At 50.8% G+C, this 17,909-nt stretch carries 20 protein-coding genes; 8 read left to right on the top strand and 12 right to left on the bottom strand.

Translation table 11 applies throughout. The features are described from left to right. Positions 1 to 62: 62 nt before the first annotated feature. Positions 63 to 539, bottom strand: coding sequence for a single-stranded DNA-binding protein (locus LWL52_RS19890; RefSeq protein WP_242923704.1), 477 nt, complete (start codon positions 537 to 539; stop codon positions 63 to 65). 107 nt (positions 540 to 646) lie between these two features. Further along, a complete protein-coding gene (gene mutY / locus LWL52_RS19885) occupies positions 647 to 1,741 on the bottom strand; it encodes an A/G-specific adenine glycosylase (protein WP_242923703.1) in 1,095 nt (364 codons plus the stop codon). 334 nt (positions 1,742 to 2,075) lie between these two features. Here mutY and LWL52_RS19880 point away from each other — a divergent pair, with 334 nt between their 5' ends. The 3 genes from LWL52_RS19880 (at position 2,076) to LWL52_RS19870 (ending at position 5,129) form a co-directional block, all read left to right on the top strand. Continuing rightward, positions 2,076 to 2,381, top strand: a complete 306-nt coding sequence (locus tag LWL52_RS19880) for an HU family DNA-binding protein (protein WP_242923702.1) — start codon at positions 2,076 to 2,078, stop codon at positions 2,379 to 2,381. A gap of 66 nt (positions 2,382 to 2,447) precedes the next feature. Then, positions 2,448 to 3,320, top strand: coding sequence for a tetratricopeptide repeat protein (locus LWL52_RS19875; protein WP_242923701.1), 873 nt, complete (start codon positions 2,448 to 2,450; stop codon positions 3,318 to 3,320). 210 nt (positions 3,321 to 3,530) lie between these two features. Continuing rightward, on the top strand, positions 3,531 to 5,129 hold the full coding sequence (locus LWL52_RS19870) for an Rne/Rng family ribonuclease (protein ID WP_242923700.1): 1,599 nt from the start codon (positions 3,531 to 3,533) through the stop codon (positions 5,127 to 5,129). 73 nt (positions 5,130 to 5,202) lie between these two features. On the opposite strand, the gene LWL52_RS19865 is transcribed toward LWL52_RS19870, so the two are convergent. Then, entirely contained in the window at positions 5,203 to 5,865 is a 663-nt protein-coding gene (locus LWL52_RS19865) for a porin family protein (protein ID WP_242923699.1), read from the bottom strand. 106 nt (positions 5,866 to 5,971) lie between these two features. On the opposite strand from LWL52_RS19865, the gene gldB reads away from it, so the two are divergent. From gldB to LWL52_RS19850, 3 genes are all read left to right on the top strand, one after another. Further along, positions 5,972 to 6,946, top strand: a complete 975-nt coding sequence (gene gldB, locus LWL52_RS19860; protein ID WP_242923698.1) for a gliding motility lipoprotein GldB — start codon at positions 5,972 to 5,974, stop codon at positions 6,944 to 6,946. Between the two features lie 176 nt (positions 6,947 to 7,122). Then, positions 7,123 to 8,319 carry a glycosyltransferase family 4 protein gene (locus LWL52_RS19855; protein ID WP_242923697.1) on the top strand — a complete coding sequence of 399 codons (1,197 nt, stop codon included), beginning with the start codon at positions 7,123 to 7,125 and terminating at the stop codon, positions 8,317 to 8,319. Between the two features lie 361 nt (positions 8,320 to 8,680). Further along, complete coding sequence (locus tag LWL52_RS19850) at positions 8,681 to 9,145, top strand: DUF4890 domain-containing protein (RefSeq protein ID WP_242923696.1); 465 nt, start codon at positions 8,681 to 8,683, stop codon at positions 9,143 to 9,145. 90 nt (positions 9,146 to 9,235) lie between these two features. Here the strand turns inward: LWL52_RS19850 and LWL52_RS19845 are convergent, their stop codons facing one another. From LWL52_RS19845 to LWL52_RS20700, 9 genes are all read right to left on the bottom strand, one after another. Then, the gene (locus LWL52_RS19845) at positions 9,236 to 9,928 is read right to left on the bottom strand and encodes a hypothetical protein (protein ID WP_242923695.1); all 693 of its coding nucleotides are present in this window, start codon (positions 9,926 to 9,928) and stop codon (positions 9,236 to 9,238) included. A 127-nt stretch (positions 9,929 to 10,055) separates the two neighbouring features. After that, on the bottom strand, positions 10,056 to 10,541 hold the full coding sequence (locus LWL52_RS19840; protein ID WP_242923694.1) for a GyrI-like domain-containing protein: 486 nt from the start codon (positions 10,539 to 10,541) through the stop codon (positions 10,056 to 10,058). A gap of 10 nt (positions 10,542 to 10,551) precedes the next feature. Continuing rightward, on the bottom strand, positions 10,552 to 10,950 hold the full coding sequence (locus LWL52_RS19835) for a hypothetical protein (protein ID WP_242923693.1): 399 nt from the start codon (positions 10,948 to 10,950) through the stop codon (positions 10,552 to 10,554). Between the two features lie 43 nt (positions 10,951 to 10,993). Next, positions 10,994 to 11,365: a hypothetical protein gene (locus LWL52_RS19830; protein ID WP_242923692.1), complete on the bottom strand. Its 372-nt coding sequence runs from the start codon at positions 11,363 to 11,365 to the stop codon at positions 10,994 to 10,996. A gap of 202 nt (positions 11,366 to 11,567) precedes the next feature. After that, positions 11,568 to 12,101 (bottom strand): hypothetical protein, encoded by a 534-nt coding sequence (locus LWL52_RS19825; protein ID WP_242923691.1) that lies wholly within the window; start codon positions 12,099 to 12,101, stop codon positions 11,568 to 11,570. Positions 12,102 to 12,302: 201 nt separating this feature from the next. Next, positions 12,303 to 13,451 carry an alpha/beta hydrolase-fold protein gene (locus LWL52_RS19820; RefSeq protein WP_242923690.1) on the bottom strand — a complete coding sequence of 383 codons (1,149 nt, stop codon included), beginning with the start codon at positions 13,449 to 13,451 and terminating at the stop codon, positions 12,303 to 12,305. 145 nt (positions 13,452 to 13,596) lie between these two features. Then, a complete protein-coding gene (locus LWL52_RS19815) occupies positions 13,597 to 13,782 on the bottom strand; it encodes a hypothetical protein (protein WP_242923689.1) in 186 nt (61 codons plus the stop codon). Positions 13,783 to 13,882: 100 nt separating this feature from the next. Continuing rightward, the gene (locus tag LWL52_RS19810; protein WP_242923688.1) at positions 13,883 to 14,164 is read right to left on the bottom strand and encodes a hypothetical protein; all 282 of its coding nucleotides are present in this window, start codon (positions 14,162 to 14,164) and stop codon (positions 13,883 to 13,885) included. Between the two features lie 119 nt (positions 14,165 to 14,283). Then, positions 14,284 to 15,477 carry a THUMP-like domain-containing protein gene (locus LWL52_RS20700; protein WP_242923687.1) on the bottom strand — a complete coding sequence of 398 codons (1,194 nt, stop codon included), beginning with the start codon at positions 15,475 to 15,477 and terminating at the stop codon, positions 14,284 to 14,286. Positions 15,478 to 15,641: 164 nt separating this feature from the next. Here LWL52_RS20700 and LWL52_RS19800 point away from each other — a divergent pair, with 164 nt between their 5' ends. Further along, entirely contained in the window at positions 15,642 to 16,331 is a 690-nt protein-coding gene (locus tag LWL52_RS19800) for a DUF4397 domain-containing protein (protein WP_242923686.1), read from the top strand. A gap of 144 nt (positions 16,332 to 16,475) precedes the next feature. Beyond that, positions 16,476 to 17,783, top strand: a complete 1,308-nt coding sequence (ahcY, locus tag LWL52_RS19795; protein WP_242923685.1) for an adenosylhomocysteinase — start codon at positions 16,476 to 16,478, stop codon at positions 17,781 to 17,783. The last annotated feature ends 126 nt before the right edge of the window (positions 17,784 to 17,909 follow it).

The raw sequence follows: 17,909 nt of genomic DNA, 5'->3' as shown, positions 1-17,909 counted from the left end.
ATAACTCAGGGGGTCGCCGGAATCTATACTGTCCAAGATCAGATGATTTAGTTACACATAGGTTAGAACGGCAGGTCGTCCGGCTCATCGCTGTTCTGGAACGATGAGGCATTGCTGCCTGCCGAAGAAGCAGCGCTTCCGCCGCCAAAGCTGCCCGAAGAAGCAGCAGTTGATTGTTCCTGGAAGTTGCCGCTACCGCCATTTTCTGAGCGGCCGCCCAGCATGGTCATGTTATCGGCTACAATCTCGGTGCTGTAGCGTTGCACGCCTTCCTTGTCCTGGTAATTATTAGTGCGGATCTTGCCTTCGATGTAGACAGACTGGCCTTTGCGCAGGTATTTTTCGGCTACCTCGGCCAGGCCACGCCACAGCACAATGTTGTGCCACTCGGTACGCTCCTGCTTGGCGCCGTTTTTGTCTTTAAAGGTTTCAGAAGTCGCAATCGGGAAACGGGCTACTGCCACGCCACCTTCCAGGTGACGGATCTCGGGGTCCTTGCCTAAGTTCCCTACCAGGATTACTTTGTTTACACTTGCCATGATTTCTAAGATAATATTTATGTGAATTGGGCTACTCCAGCAACCAAGCTGGAGGCAATATGGCTTACTGAACCAGATAATGCTTTGTTGGCCTAAATAGTTTCAGTCTATAAATATACTAAAATCTTGGCATCTTTCAAATAGCTGTTTATAAGAATTGGTTTTGGTAATTGCTCTATTTGTGGCACGGTATAAAGTGCCAGCCGGGTTTCCTGCAGCACCTCTTCTTTTAAAGGCGCCGGAAGCAGGATGCGGTAAAAGCGGGCGGTTAATTTTTGATGGCTGAGCACGTGGGTATAATCCTTTGCGGGCAGTTGCAACTGCGCCTCCTGCACCGGAATGCCGGCCGCTGCCAGCTCCTGCAGCAGCGCCTTCGGGGGCAGGTTTTTCTCGTCGCTTTCGTAGAGGTAAAAATCATACAAGCCCTGCCAGATGTCGCCTTCCAGGCGCTTGCGCAGGTAAAAAGCACCTGCCAGCTCAAATACCAGGTAATGGAAGTAACGCGGGCGCGGCTTTTTTGCTTTTGCTTTTACAGGGAGTTCCTGCACCAGGCCATGCGTAAAAGCAAAGCACTCCTGTTGCAGCGGGCAAAAGAGGCAGTCGGGTATAACGGGCGTGCACTGGATAGCGCCAAACTCCATAATGGCTTGGTTGTAAGTGTCCGGGGCATCAGCCGGCACCAGCGTATCGGCCAGTTGCTGAAAGATCTTGCGCGAAGCCGGCAGGGCAATATCATCCGACAGGCCAAACACACGCGCCAGCACCCGGAAGACGTTGCCATCCAGCACGGCCACCTGCTCTTTGTAGGCGAAGGCCGCAATGGCCGCCGCGGTGTAGGTGCCTACGCCTTTCAGTTTTAGCAGCTCGGCATAGGTATTCGGAAAGGTGCCGTTATACTGCTCTACCACCAACCGGGCCGTATGGTGCATGTTGCGGGCCCGGGAGTAATAACCCAGTCCCTGCCAAAGCCGCAGTACTTCGTCCTGAGGCGCTGCCGCCAGTGCTTCCACCGTGGGGTAAGCATCTACGAACTTCAGGTAATAGGGCAGGCCCTGCGCCACACGCGTTTGTTGCAGAATCACTTCCGAGAGCCAGATATAATATGGGTTAAGGGTGTCGCGCCAAGGCAGGCTGCGTTTGTGCTGCCCGTACCAGCGGATAAGCGTGCGGGCAAAATGCGCATGAGCGGAGGGGTGCATCATTAAAGTATAGCGGATGGCAGGTAAGCAGGAAATTGAACAGCCAAAGGTAGCAATTTGTTTTCAGCGGGGCTGAAAGGCAGTAACATACTGAGTGGTTGAAATATAAACTGCAAACCTGCGTTAAGGGGTCATGTGCCTTGTAAAATACACAGCCCGGGGTGTAAAAGTTTAACACTCAGCAGGTAATAATTTAAAGGTAATGCTTTTACTTATCGAAAAGTCAAACTACCTTTGTGCCCCGAAAATCACTAAGTCAGGCGGCAAGCTGCCTGCTTTTTCGGGTCGCAATTGGACGTGAATTTATCTTATTATTTAATTTATAAAACCTAAAAAAGTGACTAAAGCAGAAGTAATATCAGAGATTGCTGATAAAACAGGGATCGATAAGGCGGATGTGCAGGCTACCATTGAAGCTTTCTTTAAAGTAGTGAAAGACTCTATGGCCGATGGTAACAACATCTATGTGAGAGGTTTTGGTAGCTTTGTGAACAAGAAACGTGCGAAGAAAGTAGCTCGCAACATTTCCAAGAACACATCGATCATCATCGACGAGCATTTTATCCCAAGCTTCAAGCCATCTAAAACCTTCATCCAGAAGATCAAAAACAGCAAAAAAATCAAAGAGTTAGCGCATTCCTAATTCTTTTGTATCTTTGTTGTCTTCATTTTTGTTATTGATTCATAAATAATCCCTTACGCAGGAAGAATGTCACGGTCTCAAATACTGATAGTTGTTGCAGCCATTGCTTTGGTGGCCGCTATGTTCTTCTTGCCGAAGGTGATTGTAAACGAAAAGGACAAAGAAAGCTTTGCCAAAGACGGCGCAGCCGCAACGGCAGAGGGGCACTCGGCTGATGATGGCCATGGCCATGAGGCAGAAGCGACTGCTGCAAGCCCTGCGGGCGCGCACACAGAAGCAACGCCGGAACAGTTAATGGCGCTCACCACGGCCCGTAGCAAGTATAACAAGGCCACTGACGAACATGCGCGGGCAAAAATGGCCTCGCAGCTGGCAGATGCTTATTTTTCGGCCAGCAAGTATGACAGTGCCGGCTATTATTTTGAAGAGGCTGCCAAAGCCCGACCAGGCGAGACAACCTACAAAAAAGCAGGCGACAGTTATTACGAAGCCTTTACGTATGCTCCTACACAGGAGCGTGCCAACGAGCTTGGCGCCAAAGCCCGCGAGATGTATGAGCAGGTGCTGAAAAACAACCCCGCTAACCTGGATGCTAAAACGAATGTAGCCATGACTTACATTGCTACAACCAACCCGATGCAGGGCATTACGCTGCTGCGTGAGGTGATCTCGGCAGACCCGAAAAACGAGAAGGCGCTCTTTAACCTGGGCGTGCTTTCCATGCAGTCGGGGCAGTACGACAAAGCAGCGGAACGTTTCCAGAAGCTTGTTGACCTGAACCCGGAGAACGTGGAGGCTACTTTTTATTTAGGTGTATCGCTGGCCAAAACAGGAAAGCGCGACGAAGCCAGAACGCTGTTTAACAACGCGAAGGCCATGAGCAAAGACCCGGCCCTGACAGCCTCGGTAGATGAAGCGTTGGCAGAACTGGACAAGTAGAAAAAAGAAATTATTTATACAATCAAAAAAACAAGACTATGCCTTGCGGAAAAAAAAGAAAAAGACATAAGATCGCTACGCACAAAAGAAAGAAGCGCTTAAGAAAGAACAGACATAAGAAGAAGTAATTTCTTCTGCGTGATTTGAGGCCCACATTGCTCGTGCAATAGTGGGCTTTGGTCTATACATCCAACTAATCTTTGAGAGAAATTGAGTAACGAACTAATCATCAATTCTACTCAGGATGGCGAACGCATTGCGCTTTTACAGGATAAAAGGCTCGTAGAATATCACTTCGAACGAAAAGACACGAATTACATCGTGGGTGATATTTTCCTGGGCACTGTAAAAAAAGTAATGCCCGGACTAAATGCTGCTTTTATTGATATTGGCTACCAGAAAGATGCTTTCCTGCATTACCATGACTTGGGCGCCAATTTCAAAACCCTCAACAAGTTTGTAAAAACAGCACAGACACAGAAGAACGCAACCCCCAAACTCAACCAGTTTAAGTTTGAGCCGGAAATAGACAAACTGGGCAAGATAGCCGACGTCCTTAAAAAAGGGCAGCAGCTGCTGGTCCAGATCGTAAAAGAACCTATTTCCACCAAAGGCCCACGGCTTTCCTGCGAGATATCTTTAGCCGGCCGCTACCTGGTGCTGGTGCCGTTTTCAAACACGGTCAGCGTATCCAAGAAGATCGTCAGCAAAGAAGAACGCACCCGCCTCAAGCGCCTGATCACAAGTATAAAGCCGGAGAACTTCGGCGTGATCATCCGTACGGTGGCCGAAGGACGTGAGGTAGCAGAGCTTGACAAAGATCTGCGCAACATGCTCGACAACTGGGAGGAAGGGTTTAAGACATTGCGGGTAGCCAAACCATGTGATAAGATCATTGGGGAGCTCAACCGTTCTTCTTCCATTTTGAGAGATCTGTTAAACGAGAGTTTTGACAACATAGTGGTGGATGATACCACGCTCTATGACGAGATCAAAACGTACATCGGCAGTATTGCGCCAGAGAAACTACGGATTCTGAAGCATTACACCGGTAAAACCAAAACCTACGAACACTTTAACATTGAAAAGCAGCTGAAGGCTGCCTTTGGTAAAACAGTAACTATACCTGGTGGCGGATACCTGGTAATAGAGCATACCGAAGCCCTGCATGTGGTAGATGTTAACAGTGGGAACAAGTCCAATACCGAAACCGATCAGGAGGCCACGGCGCTGAATGTGAACATGACGGCTGCCAAAGAAGTGGCCCGCCAGTTACGCCTCCGGGATCTTGGTGGTATCATTGTCATTGACTTCATCGATATGAAGTCGCCCGAAAACCGCCAGAAAGTTTTTGAAGTAGTGAAAGAGGAAATGCGGAGAGACCGTTCAAAGTCTACCATTCTCCCCATCTCTAAATTTGGCCTCATGCAGATTACCCGTCAGCGTGTAAGGCCGGAGCAAAACATTATTACCGGCGAAGTTTGCCCCACCTGCGGCGGCACCGGTAAAATTACCGCCAGTATTCTGGTGACAGACGAAATTGATGCAGCGGTAGACGACCTGCTGACAAGCCACAACCACAAAAGCCTGGAGCTTTACCTGCACCCTTTCGTGCATGCCTACTATACCAAAGGGCTGCTCTCGAAGCAGGTAAAATGGTTCTTTAAGTACTTTAAGTGGATCAAGCTGGTAAAAGATACATCGCTTGGCATTACCGACTTTAAGGTGATGGACGAACGGGGCGATGAAATTGAATTGCGTGCCACACTGACCGATGTGAGCGTGGTGCCGGATACTGACGAAGAATAATAAAAGGATTAAAACAAAGAAGCCGCTCCGATAGCTATCGGAGCGGCTTCTTTATGAAATAGGAAGTATAGGCTTAGAACTTGACGCCAAAGTCCAGCGAAACGCTGTTGTTCTTGACCGACACGTTTTTATCGTCGAGCACTTTGCGGTAATAATCATCTATATTGTTTAAGCCGCGGTGATAGGTGAGGCCGGCAAATAATTTGGTGCTTTCACCCAGCTGAAACTCGGCACCGGCACCCAGCAGGGCATCCGCTTCGAACACGTTAAAGCGCTTGCCTACCTTCTGGCCGTCTATTACTTTTTTGTCGTTCACGGTGGCCGCTACTTTGGTGTTTAACGAGCCGCCTACCTGGATGTATGCCACTGTGCCGGGGGCCACCTCGTTGGTGAACAGCTTAAGCGAAACCGGAATTTCAATGTACTGGAGCGAAATATCATCCTTTCCGCTAACAGGCGGGTTACCATCCTGGCGGTTGTAGCTATACTTGATCTCGCTACCCTTGCCGCGGTACATCAGGCCGGTGCTGAAAGCGTAGTTCTGTGCAAAGAAATAATCGGCTACCACGCCGACTCCCAGGTGCAGGCTGCTGCTCTCTTTTTGCAGGTTATACTTGTCTTCGGCCACAAAACGGTTGCCCGCAATGGTAGGCGATACCTGCAGGCCGATTTCGATCTGCGCCATAGCCGTGAAACCGGCGCATAAAAAGAGCAATAAAAGTGTAAGTTTCTTCATTAGCGTAGTTAAATTGAAGCAATGGTGTTACCCTAATACGTAACATCAGGCTATTTTTGTACAAACATACGAAACAATGTATTATAGATTTTCCATATTAGCAATAATGCTCTGCTGCCTGGGCTGCGGCAAGAAAGGCTGCGAGCTGCCGGACGATATTGCCAAAATGCCTGTGGATGTGAAGATTGAACGGTTGGAAAAGCCTTTTTTTGCAGCCACGAGCCGCCAGGATATTGCCCGCTTCCTGCAGGAGCACCCGCTTTTTGCAGATAAGTATTTGCAGCGCAGGCAATACCCCTCCGACTCGCTGCTAATAACGCCCCTTTATGAGCTGGCTACCAACCCGGCGCTGGACACGCTGGAGATGCAGGCCGAGCAAACATTTGCAGATATGCGCTCTGAAGAGCAGCAACTGGAAACGGCATTTAAAGTGATCAAATACCATTACCCCAAGTACCATGTGCCGCAGGTAAAGACCTTCGTGACCGGGCTGGGAAGTATGGGCAATGACCTGTTCGTGTCGGATAGCCTGCTGGTATTTGGCCTAGATTATTTTATCGGACCCAAGGCAAAGTACCGGCCCAAAGTATACGAGTATATCCTGAAGCGCTACCAGCGGCAGGGCATGGTGCCGGCGGCTATGTTGCTGCTGTCTAACAACTTTAACAAAACCAGCACAAAGGATCGTAATCTGCTGGCCGAGATGATCAACACAGGTAAGGCCTATTATTTTGTGCAGTCCGTTATGCCCTGCGCCCCTGATTCGGCTATTATCGGGTACTCGGGGCAGCAGGTGGCGGATATTAACTACAACGAAGGCCGCATCTGGGCACATTTTATTGAGAAAGGCCTGCTGTATGAAAAAAGCCCGTTCCTGGTAAACAAGTATATCGGCGAGCGGCCGGCCACGCCTGAGATCGATGCCAAAGCGCCCGGCCGGCTGGGCACCTGGGTAGGCTGGCAGATCGTGCGCAAGTATATGGAACGCAACCCCGATGTAACGTTGCCCCAGCTGATGGAGGAAACCGATTACCAGAAGATCTTCAGCGGATCAAAGTATAAGCCTGAGCGAAGACGTTAAGGTTGGTTGTTAATGGCTGTATTGTTAAATGGTTGATTGTTGTTTTGATGTATAAACATTACAGGAGCCCGGGCCAGAAGAAGTTTGATTCAGCCATTCAAGAAAAAACAATTCAACAATGCAGCAATTCAACCATTAACCATTAACAACTAACAAATAGCAATCAACAATCTGAAATGCACATTGCCGTTGTAAACCAGCACCACCACAACCCCGATTGCCCTGCTACCTGCCGCCATTATACTTTTCTGGCGCAGTTGGCCTTGCGGCACCGGGTAAGCCTGGTAGCCAGCGATGGTTGGCGGCGCACGCGCATTACGGATACCTATAGCTGGGCACCAACAGGGGTGGAGTTGCACGAGTGCCCGGTGCCCTATGCCAACAGCATGGGCGTGGTGCAGCGGCTCAAATCGTTCATTGGGTTTGCCATGGCTGCTTTTAGAAAAGCCATGCAGCTGCAAACGCCGGATGTGTTGTGGGCCGTGTCTACCCCGTTGAGTACGGCGTGGGTAGTAGCGCAGGTAGCCCGGCTGCGGGGCGTGCCCTGGGTGTTTGAAGTGCAGGACCTGTGGCCCAGTTTTCCGATACAAATGGGCGCCGTAAAGAACAGCCTGTTGCAGAAGCGCCTCTACCGCATGGAAAAGCGCCTTTACCGCAGCGCCAGCCATATTATTACGCTCTCGCCCGATATGACTGAGTATGTGGTAAGCCTAGGCATCAGCCCGGATAAGATCACCACAAACTATAACGGCACTGACCTGGCGCTTGCAGCAGCGGTGCAACCCGAAGAAATGGCGGAGCTGCGCCATACCTATAAACTGCAGCACAAAAAAGTAGTGTTATATGCCGGCACCTATGGCCGCGCCAACGACATACCTACCCTGCTGCAGACAATCGAAGCGATGGCTGCCAATCTAAGTATAACCTTTGTGCTGGCAGGCAGCGGGTACTATGAGTCGCAACTGCAGGCACTCGCACAACGCGTACCCAACCTGCTGCTGCTGCCGCCGCAACCCCGCCCCGAGATATTCAAGTGGTTTAAACTGGCCGACCTGAGTCTGATCACCTTTAACGACCTGCCGGTGCTGCAAACAAACTCCCCGGCGAAGTTCTACGACAGCCTTGCCTGCGGTACCCCGGTGATTGTGACGAACCCTGGCTGGACGAAGCGCTTTGTAGAGCAGCATGGCTGTGGCTGGTATGTGCCCGCCGAACAGTCGCAAGCATTGGCGCAAGGTATAGTGCAGGCGCTAGCCCAACCGCAGGAGCTGGAAGCAGCCGGCGCCCGTGGCGCAGCCATCAGCCGCCAGCTTTTCGACCGGCAGCAACTGGTCAAAGAGGTGGAGGCGGTGCTGGAGCAGGTGGTACGCTAAAGCCGTTTCAGCAATGTCTTTGGAAGCTCATGGTATTGCATCTGCGGCTTGCGGGCAAGTATGATGTTGAAGCCGGCTGGCGTTATTCCGGATCAATCCTTTCTGTCGCAAGCGTCTAGCTACAAGGCATAAGCGGACGATTACGCTAAGTGGATTTACAGAGCACACAATAACACCAGGCCCAAAGCGGTAAACAACGTCGTTATTTTCTTCTCCTATAAAATCCGTTTCATTACTGTTGCTTTTGTGAAAGTACTTGTTACAAAACTGGCATAGCCTTTGGTATAGTATAACCGAAGCAAAAAGAGGCCTTCCGCTTTGCGTTATATCAAGATCAATAACAGGTTTTAAGAGAAATAAAATGAAAAAGATAATCGTAGCCCTTGCCCTTGGGCTGTTTGTAACCGGAAGTACGTTTGCGCAGACTACCACGCCGCAAGAGAAAAAAACACGCACCGAACGCCATGACGGCAACCGGCAGCGGGTAAAGAAAAGCCCGGAAGAGCGCGCCAAACTACGTACTGAAAAGCTTACGAAGGAACTGGGTTTAAATAATTCGCAGGCCAAACAGCTGGAGGCACTTAATTTAAAGCAGTCGCAGGAAATGCAGGCCCTTCGGGCCGACCATACACGCGGAGAAAAGCTGAGCCCTGCGCAACGCGAGCAAAAGAAAGCGCACCATGCCGCCTATGAAGCCAGCTTGAAAGATATCCTGACCAAAAAGCAGTATGCCCAGTACCAGGAAAAGCGGGAGCAGATGCGGGCACAGCGTAAGGAAAGAGGCACACGCCAGGGCGGGGAGCGCCATCAGAAGTATAACGGCTAATACAAACCAAGTATCAGCATAAACGCAAAGCGGCAGGCCATTTGGCCTGCCGCTTTGCGTTGGTGAGGGCTATACTGCCTTTCTCTTTTTTTATAAAGCTGGCTGGATGCCGGAGGGCATTTGCAGGGGCTTTGCTTTCACGGCACGATTGCGGTCTACCCAGTAGGCCCATAGTATAAACAACCATTGCAGCTGCGAACCCCAGGCTACAGCTGTTTCGCTTGGTGGCACCGGGCCGAAAACATTGGCTACGTACACGATCACAAGAAAAACCACCAATGCCCATAAGCTGTATACACCCGTTTTGTTTTTAGGAGTCGTTCTGCGCAGGTATAGCCCCACGCCAAGTATAAAAAGCAGTCCCTCAACCAAAAGGGTGGCTGTGGTAGATTTCCAGAGGCCCAGCCCCAGCAGGGGCGAGTTGCCCGGGTATAACGGCAGGTCGGGCAGGTGCACCGCCAAGTCGAGGAACCAGTGGCTGATTACCAGTAAGCCCAGTACTACGGCGGTGCGCAGGTCTTTGCGCAGCATCCAGTAGACTGCCCCGAACAGCAAGCCCCAGCCCAGTACCAGCAGCAGGCTGTGTGAGATAGGATAGCTGGTAAAGTGCAACGGGTTAAAGCTCTCCGGCGAAGGAGCGATCTCGACATGCTCCAGGTGTAGGAGCAGCAACGTAGGCCAGAGCAGGTCTAAAAACTGTGCTGCCAGAAACAGCGTGCCGAGTGATAGTTTGGGTGCTGCGGATTTGCCTGCAAACCCGGCAGCAAAATGGCCGATAAACATAGTTTTACTCTTTCTAGTAGATGAAAGCATGGAAACACCTGCGGATCCTGGTTTCAGCCCGAACATAGTAACAGCCGGAGAGGGAGCAGACAGTACCGAAAGTTAGAAGTAAGACAAGAGGCCGGTACTATACTTTCTTTCTGATCGGGATCCAGATATCTTCTTCCGATGCGGGATCGTTGTTTTTGTATTTTGGCCCCAGGATTTCGAAATGCGGCCTGTTGTCCAGTTCGTACCCAGAATGTGGCAGCCAGGAACCGAAAATGTAGCGGAACGTTTCGGGACCGGTAGCCGCAGCACCTTTATGCAGGAAAACGGCATATAAGCCGCCCGACAGGGTAAAGGCTTCCATGCCGGCCGGCACATCCGCAAAGTCAGACACTTCTTTTGCCGCCCAATTCTCAAACTCTGCCGCGGGGTTCAGAAACGTAAAGTCATGGGCTGCCTCATACACCTGGAGCGAGAACAGGTCAGTAGAAACGCCGTGCTTTATGCTGTTGCGTTCCGGCATAAAGCTGCGCCACAACTCGAAGGTGCGGTCGTGGGCGAAGCTCATTCTAAGCCGCTTTCCGACCAGTTTCTTTTCCGCCAGCGTTTCTATCCGTGGTTCCATTCCATGTTGGTTATACTTTAGCGGGCTTGTTGTTCAGGGCAGGGGAGGTGAAGAAAACGTATCCAAAAAGCAAGGCAAAAACAACATAGATCAAAGTAGCAACCCACAAGTAAGGCAGGCTACCGGCATCCTTCACGGTAAGTTTGATCAGGGCAAGGGCCGCGATCATGAAATGCGCCAGGTTGCCCACAGCCACCGGCTTGCTGTAAATGCCCCCAATCAGGTTGGCTTTGGCTGTCCAGTTAAGGATGGCGAATCCGAAATACAGCGCGCCTAATACCTGCAGGAGTATGGCAGAAGCGCCGGTCATACCGAGGTGATTGGAAATCTCCTCTGGGAAAAAAGAGAGACAAAGGCCTGTTACGCCAAGTACAACAGCGCTTACCGACATGAGTAATTTTGTATTCATTTTAAAGGGTATAAAGGTTAGGTGATAAGTATGATTACGTTATTTACTCTGCCTTCTTAACCCGCATATGATACTGAATAGTAGTATCAGGTACGGCAGCGAGAATATGAAATTTTATGGAAGAATCTGGCTGCATAACGGGCATTTGAGACTGCAGCTTCTCTGTCTTCTGGCGCACATTTACTTCTTTCTGCTGTGTCAGGTATCTGCTCGCCACACCATACTTATTGATGCGCTCTAAAACAGAGGAGGAATCACGTCCAAGGTATTTTAGATCAAGCGGCTTATTCCCAATTGGTGGAAACTGCTTGACATGCCGTTCGGCAGTTTGCGCATAGGCACCAGCCATACACAAGTTCAGGAAGGCTGCGGTTAACATCACTCGTTTTATTTGTTCTATGGCTCTTGAGTTCATATAGCGTTGTTTATCCTTGCAGTGAAGCTCGGATTAATAATCTTATTCTTCTGTAGCGCAGCTTTGCACATAACGCGAGCAAGGCGTCAGCTGCAGTATGGCTTATGTGCTGGGTTGACAAAAGTTTGCTCAGAACCACTGTTATAGTATTAAGTAACTATAGGAGCACTGTAAATCTTATTTTTCAAACGCTCATCTTCCTTTAGAAGCTATACCCTGCTGAGACACCAAAATTTTGTGCTAAGAAGCCTGTGCTGTTAATTACAGGAGTCCAATTGAGCCTAAACATCAATCCTTTGCTCAACGGTTGAAAGCGGTACCCTACATTCAAATAGCCGTTTGTCCCCCAACCATTCTGATCTACAATTTCAGGTCTTGTGGAGCTGTAAATGTCAGTTTGCGCATAATGAGGCGTTAGTCCAATACCAGCTTCAAATGAGTTTCTATTTTCGCCAACCAGGTAATTTAAGCCTACTGGAAAAGCTATTACACCTGTGGCTTCCTTTCCTGCGTCAGCATTCGCTGTTCCTGTAAAAATTCCGCCAACACCCAAACGGAAACCAAGCCCACTCTGCACCCCCTTGTTAAATCGCATGTCGTAGTTAACAGATGCATGTAAGCCTTGACCAAAAGCTTCTACAAAGATTGCCTTTTTGCGACTGTCAGTAGATGCTGTTTGGGCTTTCACTTGAAAAGAGAAGGCTATAAGAAATGCTGCAAAGAGTTGTGTTCTCATTTATAAAAATTTTTGTCAACTACTTTACATCCTTCACTATGACGCTTCTCTGCCTTCTATCTATAGGTGCAGTTTCAGTTGAAAGATTACAGGTATAGCATATATCCTATACAAGATAAATAAAGATTATGATAATCAGTCGGAGAAACTAAACATATCAGCAGGAAGCTTTGAAATTCCATCTACCAGAAACCAGTCGGTTTACTTAGCCGGAAAAAATAGCTTTAATACGGCGGGCATGCGTTTGGACCAGTCCGCTTCTGAATGCCGGGCGTTGGGTGCTTTGTGCCAGTACAGGTCTTTGCCCTGCCGGTAGCCTTTTGCCTTCAGGGCAGCCAGCATCTCGTCTACTCCCGGTTGCAACCTGTTTTCCAGTTCTATGCCGCCATTGTCGATGTAAAAGGTGAGGTCCTTCTTTTTGCCCTGGTATGCCTGCACGTCGTCTACGTAATCAATGGTTTCGATCTTAAAGGCCGGCGACATACAAATGGCTTTCGAGAAAATCGCCGGATGTTCCCAGGCCAGCATAAACGCCATGATACCACCGGCCGAAGAACCGCCAGTAGCCGTGTGCCTGCGGTCGGGTTTGGTGCGGTACGTCTGATCGATGAAAGGCTTTACCGTGTTTACCACAAAATCCATGTAAGCGATGCCTTTCTCGCCGGGCACGTACTCCTCGCTCCGGTCGGGTGTGTTATAAATGCCTACTATAATAACGGGTGTCATGGCGTTTGCCCTAATCAGGCTATCGGCAATTTCGTCCATGCGCCAGTCAACGCCAAAGGTGCTGGTAGCCGGGTCGAAGATGTTCTGGCCGTCGTGCATGTAGAGCACTGGGTAGCGCCTGCTTTTATCCGTTTCATACTGCGGTGGCAGCCATACGGTCAGGTCGCGGCTTTGGAGGTTTTTGCCCTTCAGGTTGTGGTGGTAAGTTACGTGGCCGGTTACGCCACCCGTCAGCGGCTTTTTCTTTCCCTTTAGCCAGCTATTTACCTGGTTTTTTACCACGGTATCGTTTACCACCTGCAGCCGGAAGTTTGGCAAGGCTGCTCCCTCTGCATCGGTAGCTTCCTGCTCCCAGGAGCCCAGCGTATACTTGTATTCCAGGTAGTCGAGCTGCTGCAACTGTATCTGCTTCTGCCAGGTATGGTTTCCTGTAAATTCCATGGCCACTTTATCGGGGCGCCAGTTGCCCAACTGTGGTAGGTTGCCCGTGATGTATACTTTGGCCGTATCGGGCAGGGTAGGCGATTGAAGGATGAACGTTACTTTTTTGCCGGCACCAGGCTGCGCTACTGCGGAGAGGGTGCAAAAGGCGAGAAAGAGAAGTAAGAGTAGGTTTCTTTTCATAGGAGGCGGAATATCAGCAATCCTCTCCGATTTGCAAAACAGAAGCGGTTTCAGCAGGAATGTTGCCGGTATGCAGGGAGCACAAATAAAACAGCCACAACGGGTAAGGCTGTGGCTGTTTTGATTTGATAAAGTAACGGTTCGCTTACTTTTTATTGTTTTTCATCTGACGATCTTCTTCATTGTCGGTGCGGTTCTGAGGTGTTTTGCCGGCTGGCATGTCTTTGCGCACAACGTCCCGGGCCAGGCTGTTAGAAGTGTCCTTCTTATCGCCTTTGCTGGTATCCGTCAGATCGGAGTTTTTATTTTTATTCTCTTTGTCTTTGTTCATAGCTGTATGGTTAGGTAAATGGTTTTATGACTTGATCAAGGGCAAAAAGCATCCGATGCGTCCTGTTTTAGAAGGCAACCAGACTATTTGCCACTGGCGTTTACTTTTCTTTCTTGTTTCCGCTGTTCTTCTTATGGCTCTGGCTGCCGGCTTTGGCATGGCCTTCCGGGTCGCCGTGCCAGCCACGGCCCTGGTGGCTACTGCTGCTGCTAATGTTGGTAATGCTGCCGCTTCCGCCTAAGCCCGGGGAAGAGGTGCTGTTCTGGGACGTAGTGGTGGAGCCGTCCTTTATACTTCCGGGCTTCATGCTGCGGGACATGTCGTTCATATCCTGCTCTCTGCTGCCTGGCTTTTGCTGTTTCTTACCTTTCTCGTTTTCCATCTTCTGCCTCATTAAGTACTACAAAACCGGACAGCCACCTGGCACGCCCTTTATAGGTTGTACGGTGTTGCAGCCGGCTTGTTAACCCTGCTGCGGGAATGGCAGCCCCGGAAGCGGTTTTATACTTTGTGGCAAAAGAGAACCACAGGTTTCTGGTGCCTGTCGGTCGTGAAGAAGAGGTATGTGTCGCCGCCTTCGCGGATGCCTGTTTTGCGGCGTATTTCGGCCACAGATTCCGGGAAGTTGCGCACGGTGATATTGGCTTTACCCGATGGCAGCTGGCGCAGCAGTTCTTTTTTGCTGTAGCGGCTCACGTGCAGGCAGCGGAAAGAACGGCCTGGAAAGTCAGGCAGCAGCGCCGCCGACGTATACAGGTGACTGTTGGGGTGCAGCTTATCCAGGTGCAGGTGCTGCGCCAGGTAGCGGTAGGCCCCGGCTTTAAGGATGGCCGCATTGGGCTCATAGATATACTCCAGCGGATCGGTGTAGGTAACCTGAGCGGCCTCTTCGGCGGCTTTGGTGAAGGGTAGTTGCTGGGGCTGGCCGGTGGGCAGCAGGTTAACGGCCGTGCGCACAACCTGGCCAGGCTGCGGCGCAACCGGCTGTAACAAATAAAGAACCTCTTTCACCTCGTTCTGCACGGCTACTACCCACAGCTTGGCCACATGGCCCAATTGCGCCAGGGCGAGGTCAATATCCAGCATAGGCGATGTTTTCAGCAGCACGGAATCCGCTTTGGAGAACAGCTGCGGAAGCAGGTTAAGTATGTCCGGTTCACAGTCCTGCAGCAGGTGGAGCTTTTCGTTGCTGTTGCCGCGCCGCGCGGGGTCCAGGTACAGGATAGTGGCTTTACCTGTAAAGTGCTGCAGAAATTCCTCGGCCGTGGTATTCATACTTTGGATGTTGGCTGCCTGCAGCAGCTTAAAATTATAGCTTGCAATGGCCTGCAGTTCCGGGTTCTGTTCCACGTGCATCACCTGCCCAAAGCGTTTGGCAAAGTATAAACAGTCTACTCCAAAGCCGCCGGTCAGGTCTGCCAGCAGCTCGCCCTGCACAAGCGAGGCTTTAAAAGCGGCTGTTGCTTCCGAGGAGCTTTGCTCTACCGATAACGTAACCGGGAAGATCACATCAGGGTTTGCCGCCCAGGTGGGGAGCTTGCCCGCTGCTTTCTGGCGGGCCTGTATCTGCTGTACCAGTTCCAGCACCGGCAACTGCGGGTAGCGCCGCGCCTGCAGCATCAGTTGGGCCACATCCTGGTGCTGGTGCTCCTCTATAAACTGCTTTTCCTGCGGGGTAAAAATGCGTAAGGCCACGTGCTGTCCATTTTTCTTTGTGCAAAGATACCCATTTTAAAACGCGGTTGCCTGACAAGGATTATTGTTTAATTAAAAACATAAAAAGTTAAACAAAATAATTGCTGCCGGGTTCTTCCAGTAGTTTAATCTTCTTTCATTTAAACCGTTATACTTTCATTGCTATGAGAAACTGGTCAAAACTCTTGCTGCTGGCTGTACTGCCGGTGCTCCTTTTTACGCGTTGCGACGACAACGATGATGACGACGACATGATGCGCATGGCGCAGGTCATGGTGGTGCATGCCTCGCCTGATGCGCCGGGCGTAGACCTGCTGGTGGATAATACCAAAGTGAACGCCTCGGCGCTGAACTACCCCGACAACACCGGCTACCTGGCGGTGGCTGCCGGCAACCGGAACATTAAAGTGAATGCCGCCGGTACCTCCACCACGGTGATCGATGCTGATGTGCCGCTTTCCGAAAATAAAAGCTATACGATCTTTGCGGCCAATACCCTTGCCGACATAATGCCGGTGGTGCTCGAAGATGACCTGACCATGCCTGCCACCGGCAAAGCCCACGTGCGCTTTGTGCACCTCTCGCCGGATGCCCCGGCCGTGGACATTGCTGTGAAGGACGGCCCGGTGCTGTTCCCGGACAGGAGTTTTAAATCAGCCACTGCTTTTACCCCGGTAGATGCCGGCACCTATACCCTGGAGGTGCGGCTGGCCGGAACAGAGAATGTGGTGCTCACCGTGCCCGACGTGCAGCTGCAGAACGGCAAGATCTATACTGTGTTTGCAAGAGGGTTTGTAACGCCGCCATCCGGCAACAACAACAGCCTGGGCGCTGAAGTGATCGTGAATAAGTAAACTGAAAAAGGATAGGAGCAGGCCCGGCTATTCCGGGCCTGCTTTTTTATGTGTAGTGGCGGCTGGCAGGTAGGCGAGCACTAAAATTGTTGTTTCGCAACAAATTGCGTATTTTTGGGTTATAATTCGAAAAAACGATTGAGCATGGTAGAGACATATCTGAAATACAAAGTAAAAGATATCGCACTGGCCGAGTGGGGCCGCAAAGAAATTAGACTGGCTGAGGCCGAGATGCCGGGCCTGATGGCGATCCGTGAGGAATATGGCCCCAGCAAGCCGCTGGCCGGCGCTCGTATTGCCGGTTGCCTGCACATGACCATTCAAACGGCAGTGCTGATCGAAACGCTGGTAGAACTGGGCGCGGAAGTGACCTGGTCTTCCTGCAACATCTTTTCTACCCAGGACCACGCTGCCGCGGCGATTGCTGCTGCCGGCATTTCGGTGTATGCCTGGAAAGGCATGAACGCCGAGGAGTTTGACTGGTGCATTGAGCAGACCCTGTTCTTTGGCGAAGACCGCAAGCCTCTGAACATGATCCTGGACGATGGCGGTGACCTGACCAACATGGTGCTGGACACGTATCCGGAGTTGGCTGCGGGCATCAAAGGCCTGTCGGAAGAAACGACTACCGGCGTACACCGTCTGTATGAGCGCATGAAGAACGGCACCCTGCCGATGCCTGCCATCAACGTGAACGACTCGGTTACCAAATCCAAGTTCGATAACAAGTATGGCTGTAAAGAATCACTGGTAGATGCGATCCGTCGTGCCACCGATGTGATGATGGCCGGTAAAGTAGCGGTTGTGGCTGGTTACGGTGATGTGGGCAAAGGTTCTGCTGCTTCGTTGCGTGGTGCCGGTGCCCGTGTAATTGTAACCGAAATTGACCCGATCTGTGCACTGCAGGCTGCGATGGATGGCTTTGCCGTGAAGAAAATGGCTGATGCAGTAAAAGAAGCCGACATTGTGGTGACTGCTACTGGTAACAAAGACATCATTACCGAAGAGCACTTCCGCGCACTGAAGGATAAGGCGATTGTTTGTAACATTGGCCACTTCGACAACGAGATCGATATGGCCTGGCTGAACAACAACTATGGCCACACCAAAGACACGGTGAAGCCGCAGGTAGACCTTTATAACATCGAAGGAAACGACATTATTATACTGGCCGAAGGCCGACTGGTAAACTTAGGTTGCGCCACCGGTCACCCGTCTTTCGTGATGTCTAACTCCTTCTCGAACCAGACACTGGCGCAGCTGGAGATCTGGCTCAACGGCGATGCTTACGAAAACAAAGTATATACTTTACCTAAGCACCTGGACGAAAAAGTAGCTCGCCTGCACCTGGGCAAGATCGGGGTAGAACTGGACGTGCTGCGGCCGGACCAGGCGCAGTATATCGGTGTGGAAGTAGAAGGACCTTTCAAGCCGGAATATTACAGATACTAATTTCTGAAGAAATAAGGCAGAAGGTATATGCGCTTCTGCCACGCTTAAACACAAGGGGCCGGTGCAGCAATGCGCCGGCCCCTTGTGTTTAAGTATAACTGCTATCCAAAACCCTGGAGGCCGGGC

Origin of the sequence: Pontibacter liquoris (genome assembly GCF_022758235.1) — a bacterium.
Classification (GTDB): Bacteria; Bacteroidota; Bacteroidia; order Cytophagales; family Hymenobacteraceae; genus Pontibacter; species Pontibacter liquoris.
Note: the sequence above shows the minus strand (reverse complement) of the source record. Positions and strands in the feature narration are given on the sequence as shown.

Bases quoted from the DNA above. Each gene is read 5' to 3' on its own strand.
- LWL52_RS19890 (WP_242923704.1), bottom strand. From the start codon at position 539: ATGGCAAGTGTAAACAAAGTAATCCTGGTAGGGAACTTAGGCAAGGAC.
- mutY (WP_242923703.1), bottom strand. From the start codon at position 1,741: ATGATGCACCCCTCCGCTCATGCGCATTTTGCCCGCACGCTTATCCGC.
- LWL52_RS19875 (WP_242923701.1), top strand. From the start codon at position 2,448: ATGTCACGGTCTCAAATACTGATAGTTGTTGCAGCCATTGCTTTGGTG.
- LWL52_RS19865 (WP_242923699.1), bottom strand. From the start codon at position 5,865: ATGAAGAAACTTACACTTTTATTGCTCTTTTTATGCGCCGGTTTCACG.
- gldB (WP_242923698.1), top strand. From the start codon at position 5,972: ATGCTCTGCTGCCTGGGCTGCGGCAAGAAAGGCTGCGAGCTGCCGGAC.
- LWL52_RS19855 (WP_242923697.1), top strand. From the start codon at position 7,123: ATGCACATTGCCGTTGTAAACCAGCACCACCACAACCCCGATTGCCCT.
- LWL52_RS19850 (WP_242923696.1), top strand. From the start codon at position 8,681: ATGAAAAAGATAATCGTAGCCCTTGCCCTTGGGCTGTTTGTAACCGGA.
- LWL52_RS19845 (WP_242923695.1), bottom strand. From the start codon at position 9,928: ATGTTTATCGGCCATTTTGCTGCCGGGTTTGCAGGCAAATCCGCAGCA.
- LWL52_RS19840 (WP_242923694.1), bottom strand. From the start codon at position 10,541: ATGGAACCACGGATAGAAACGCTGGCGGAAAAGAAACTGGTCGGAAAG.
- LWL52_RS19835 (WP_242923693.1), bottom strand. From the start codon at position 10,950: ATGAATACAAAATTACTCATGTCGGTAAGCGCTGTTGTACTTGGCGTA.
- LWL52_RS19830 (WP_242923692.1), bottom strand. From the start codon at position 11,365: ATGAACTCAAGAGCCATAGAACAAATAAAACGAGTGATGTTAACCGCA.
- LWL52_RS19825 (WP_242923691.1), bottom strand. From the start codon at position 12,101: ATGAGAACACAACTCTTTGCAGCATTTCTTATAGCCTTCTCTTTTCAA.
- LWL52_RS19820 (WP_242923690.1), bottom strand. From the start codon at position 13,451: ATGAAAAGAAACCTACTCTTACTTCTCTTTCTCGCCTTTTGCACCCTC.
- LWL52_RS19815 (WP_242923689.1), bottom strand. From the start codon at position 13,782: ATGAACAAAGACAAAGAGAATAAAAATAAAAACTCCGATCTGACGGAT.
- LWL52_RS19810 (WP_242923688.1), bottom strand. From the start codon at position 14,164: ATGGAAAACGAGAAAGGTAAGAAACAGCAAAAGCCAGGCAGCAGAGAG.
- LWL52_RS19800 (WP_242923686.1), top strand. From the start codon at position 15,642: ATGAGAAACTGGTCAAAACTCTTGCTGCTGGCTGTACTGCCGGTGCTC.
- ahcY (WP_242923685.1), top strand. From the start codon at position 16,476: ATGGTAGAGACATATCTGAAATACAAAGTAAAAGATATCGCACTGGCC.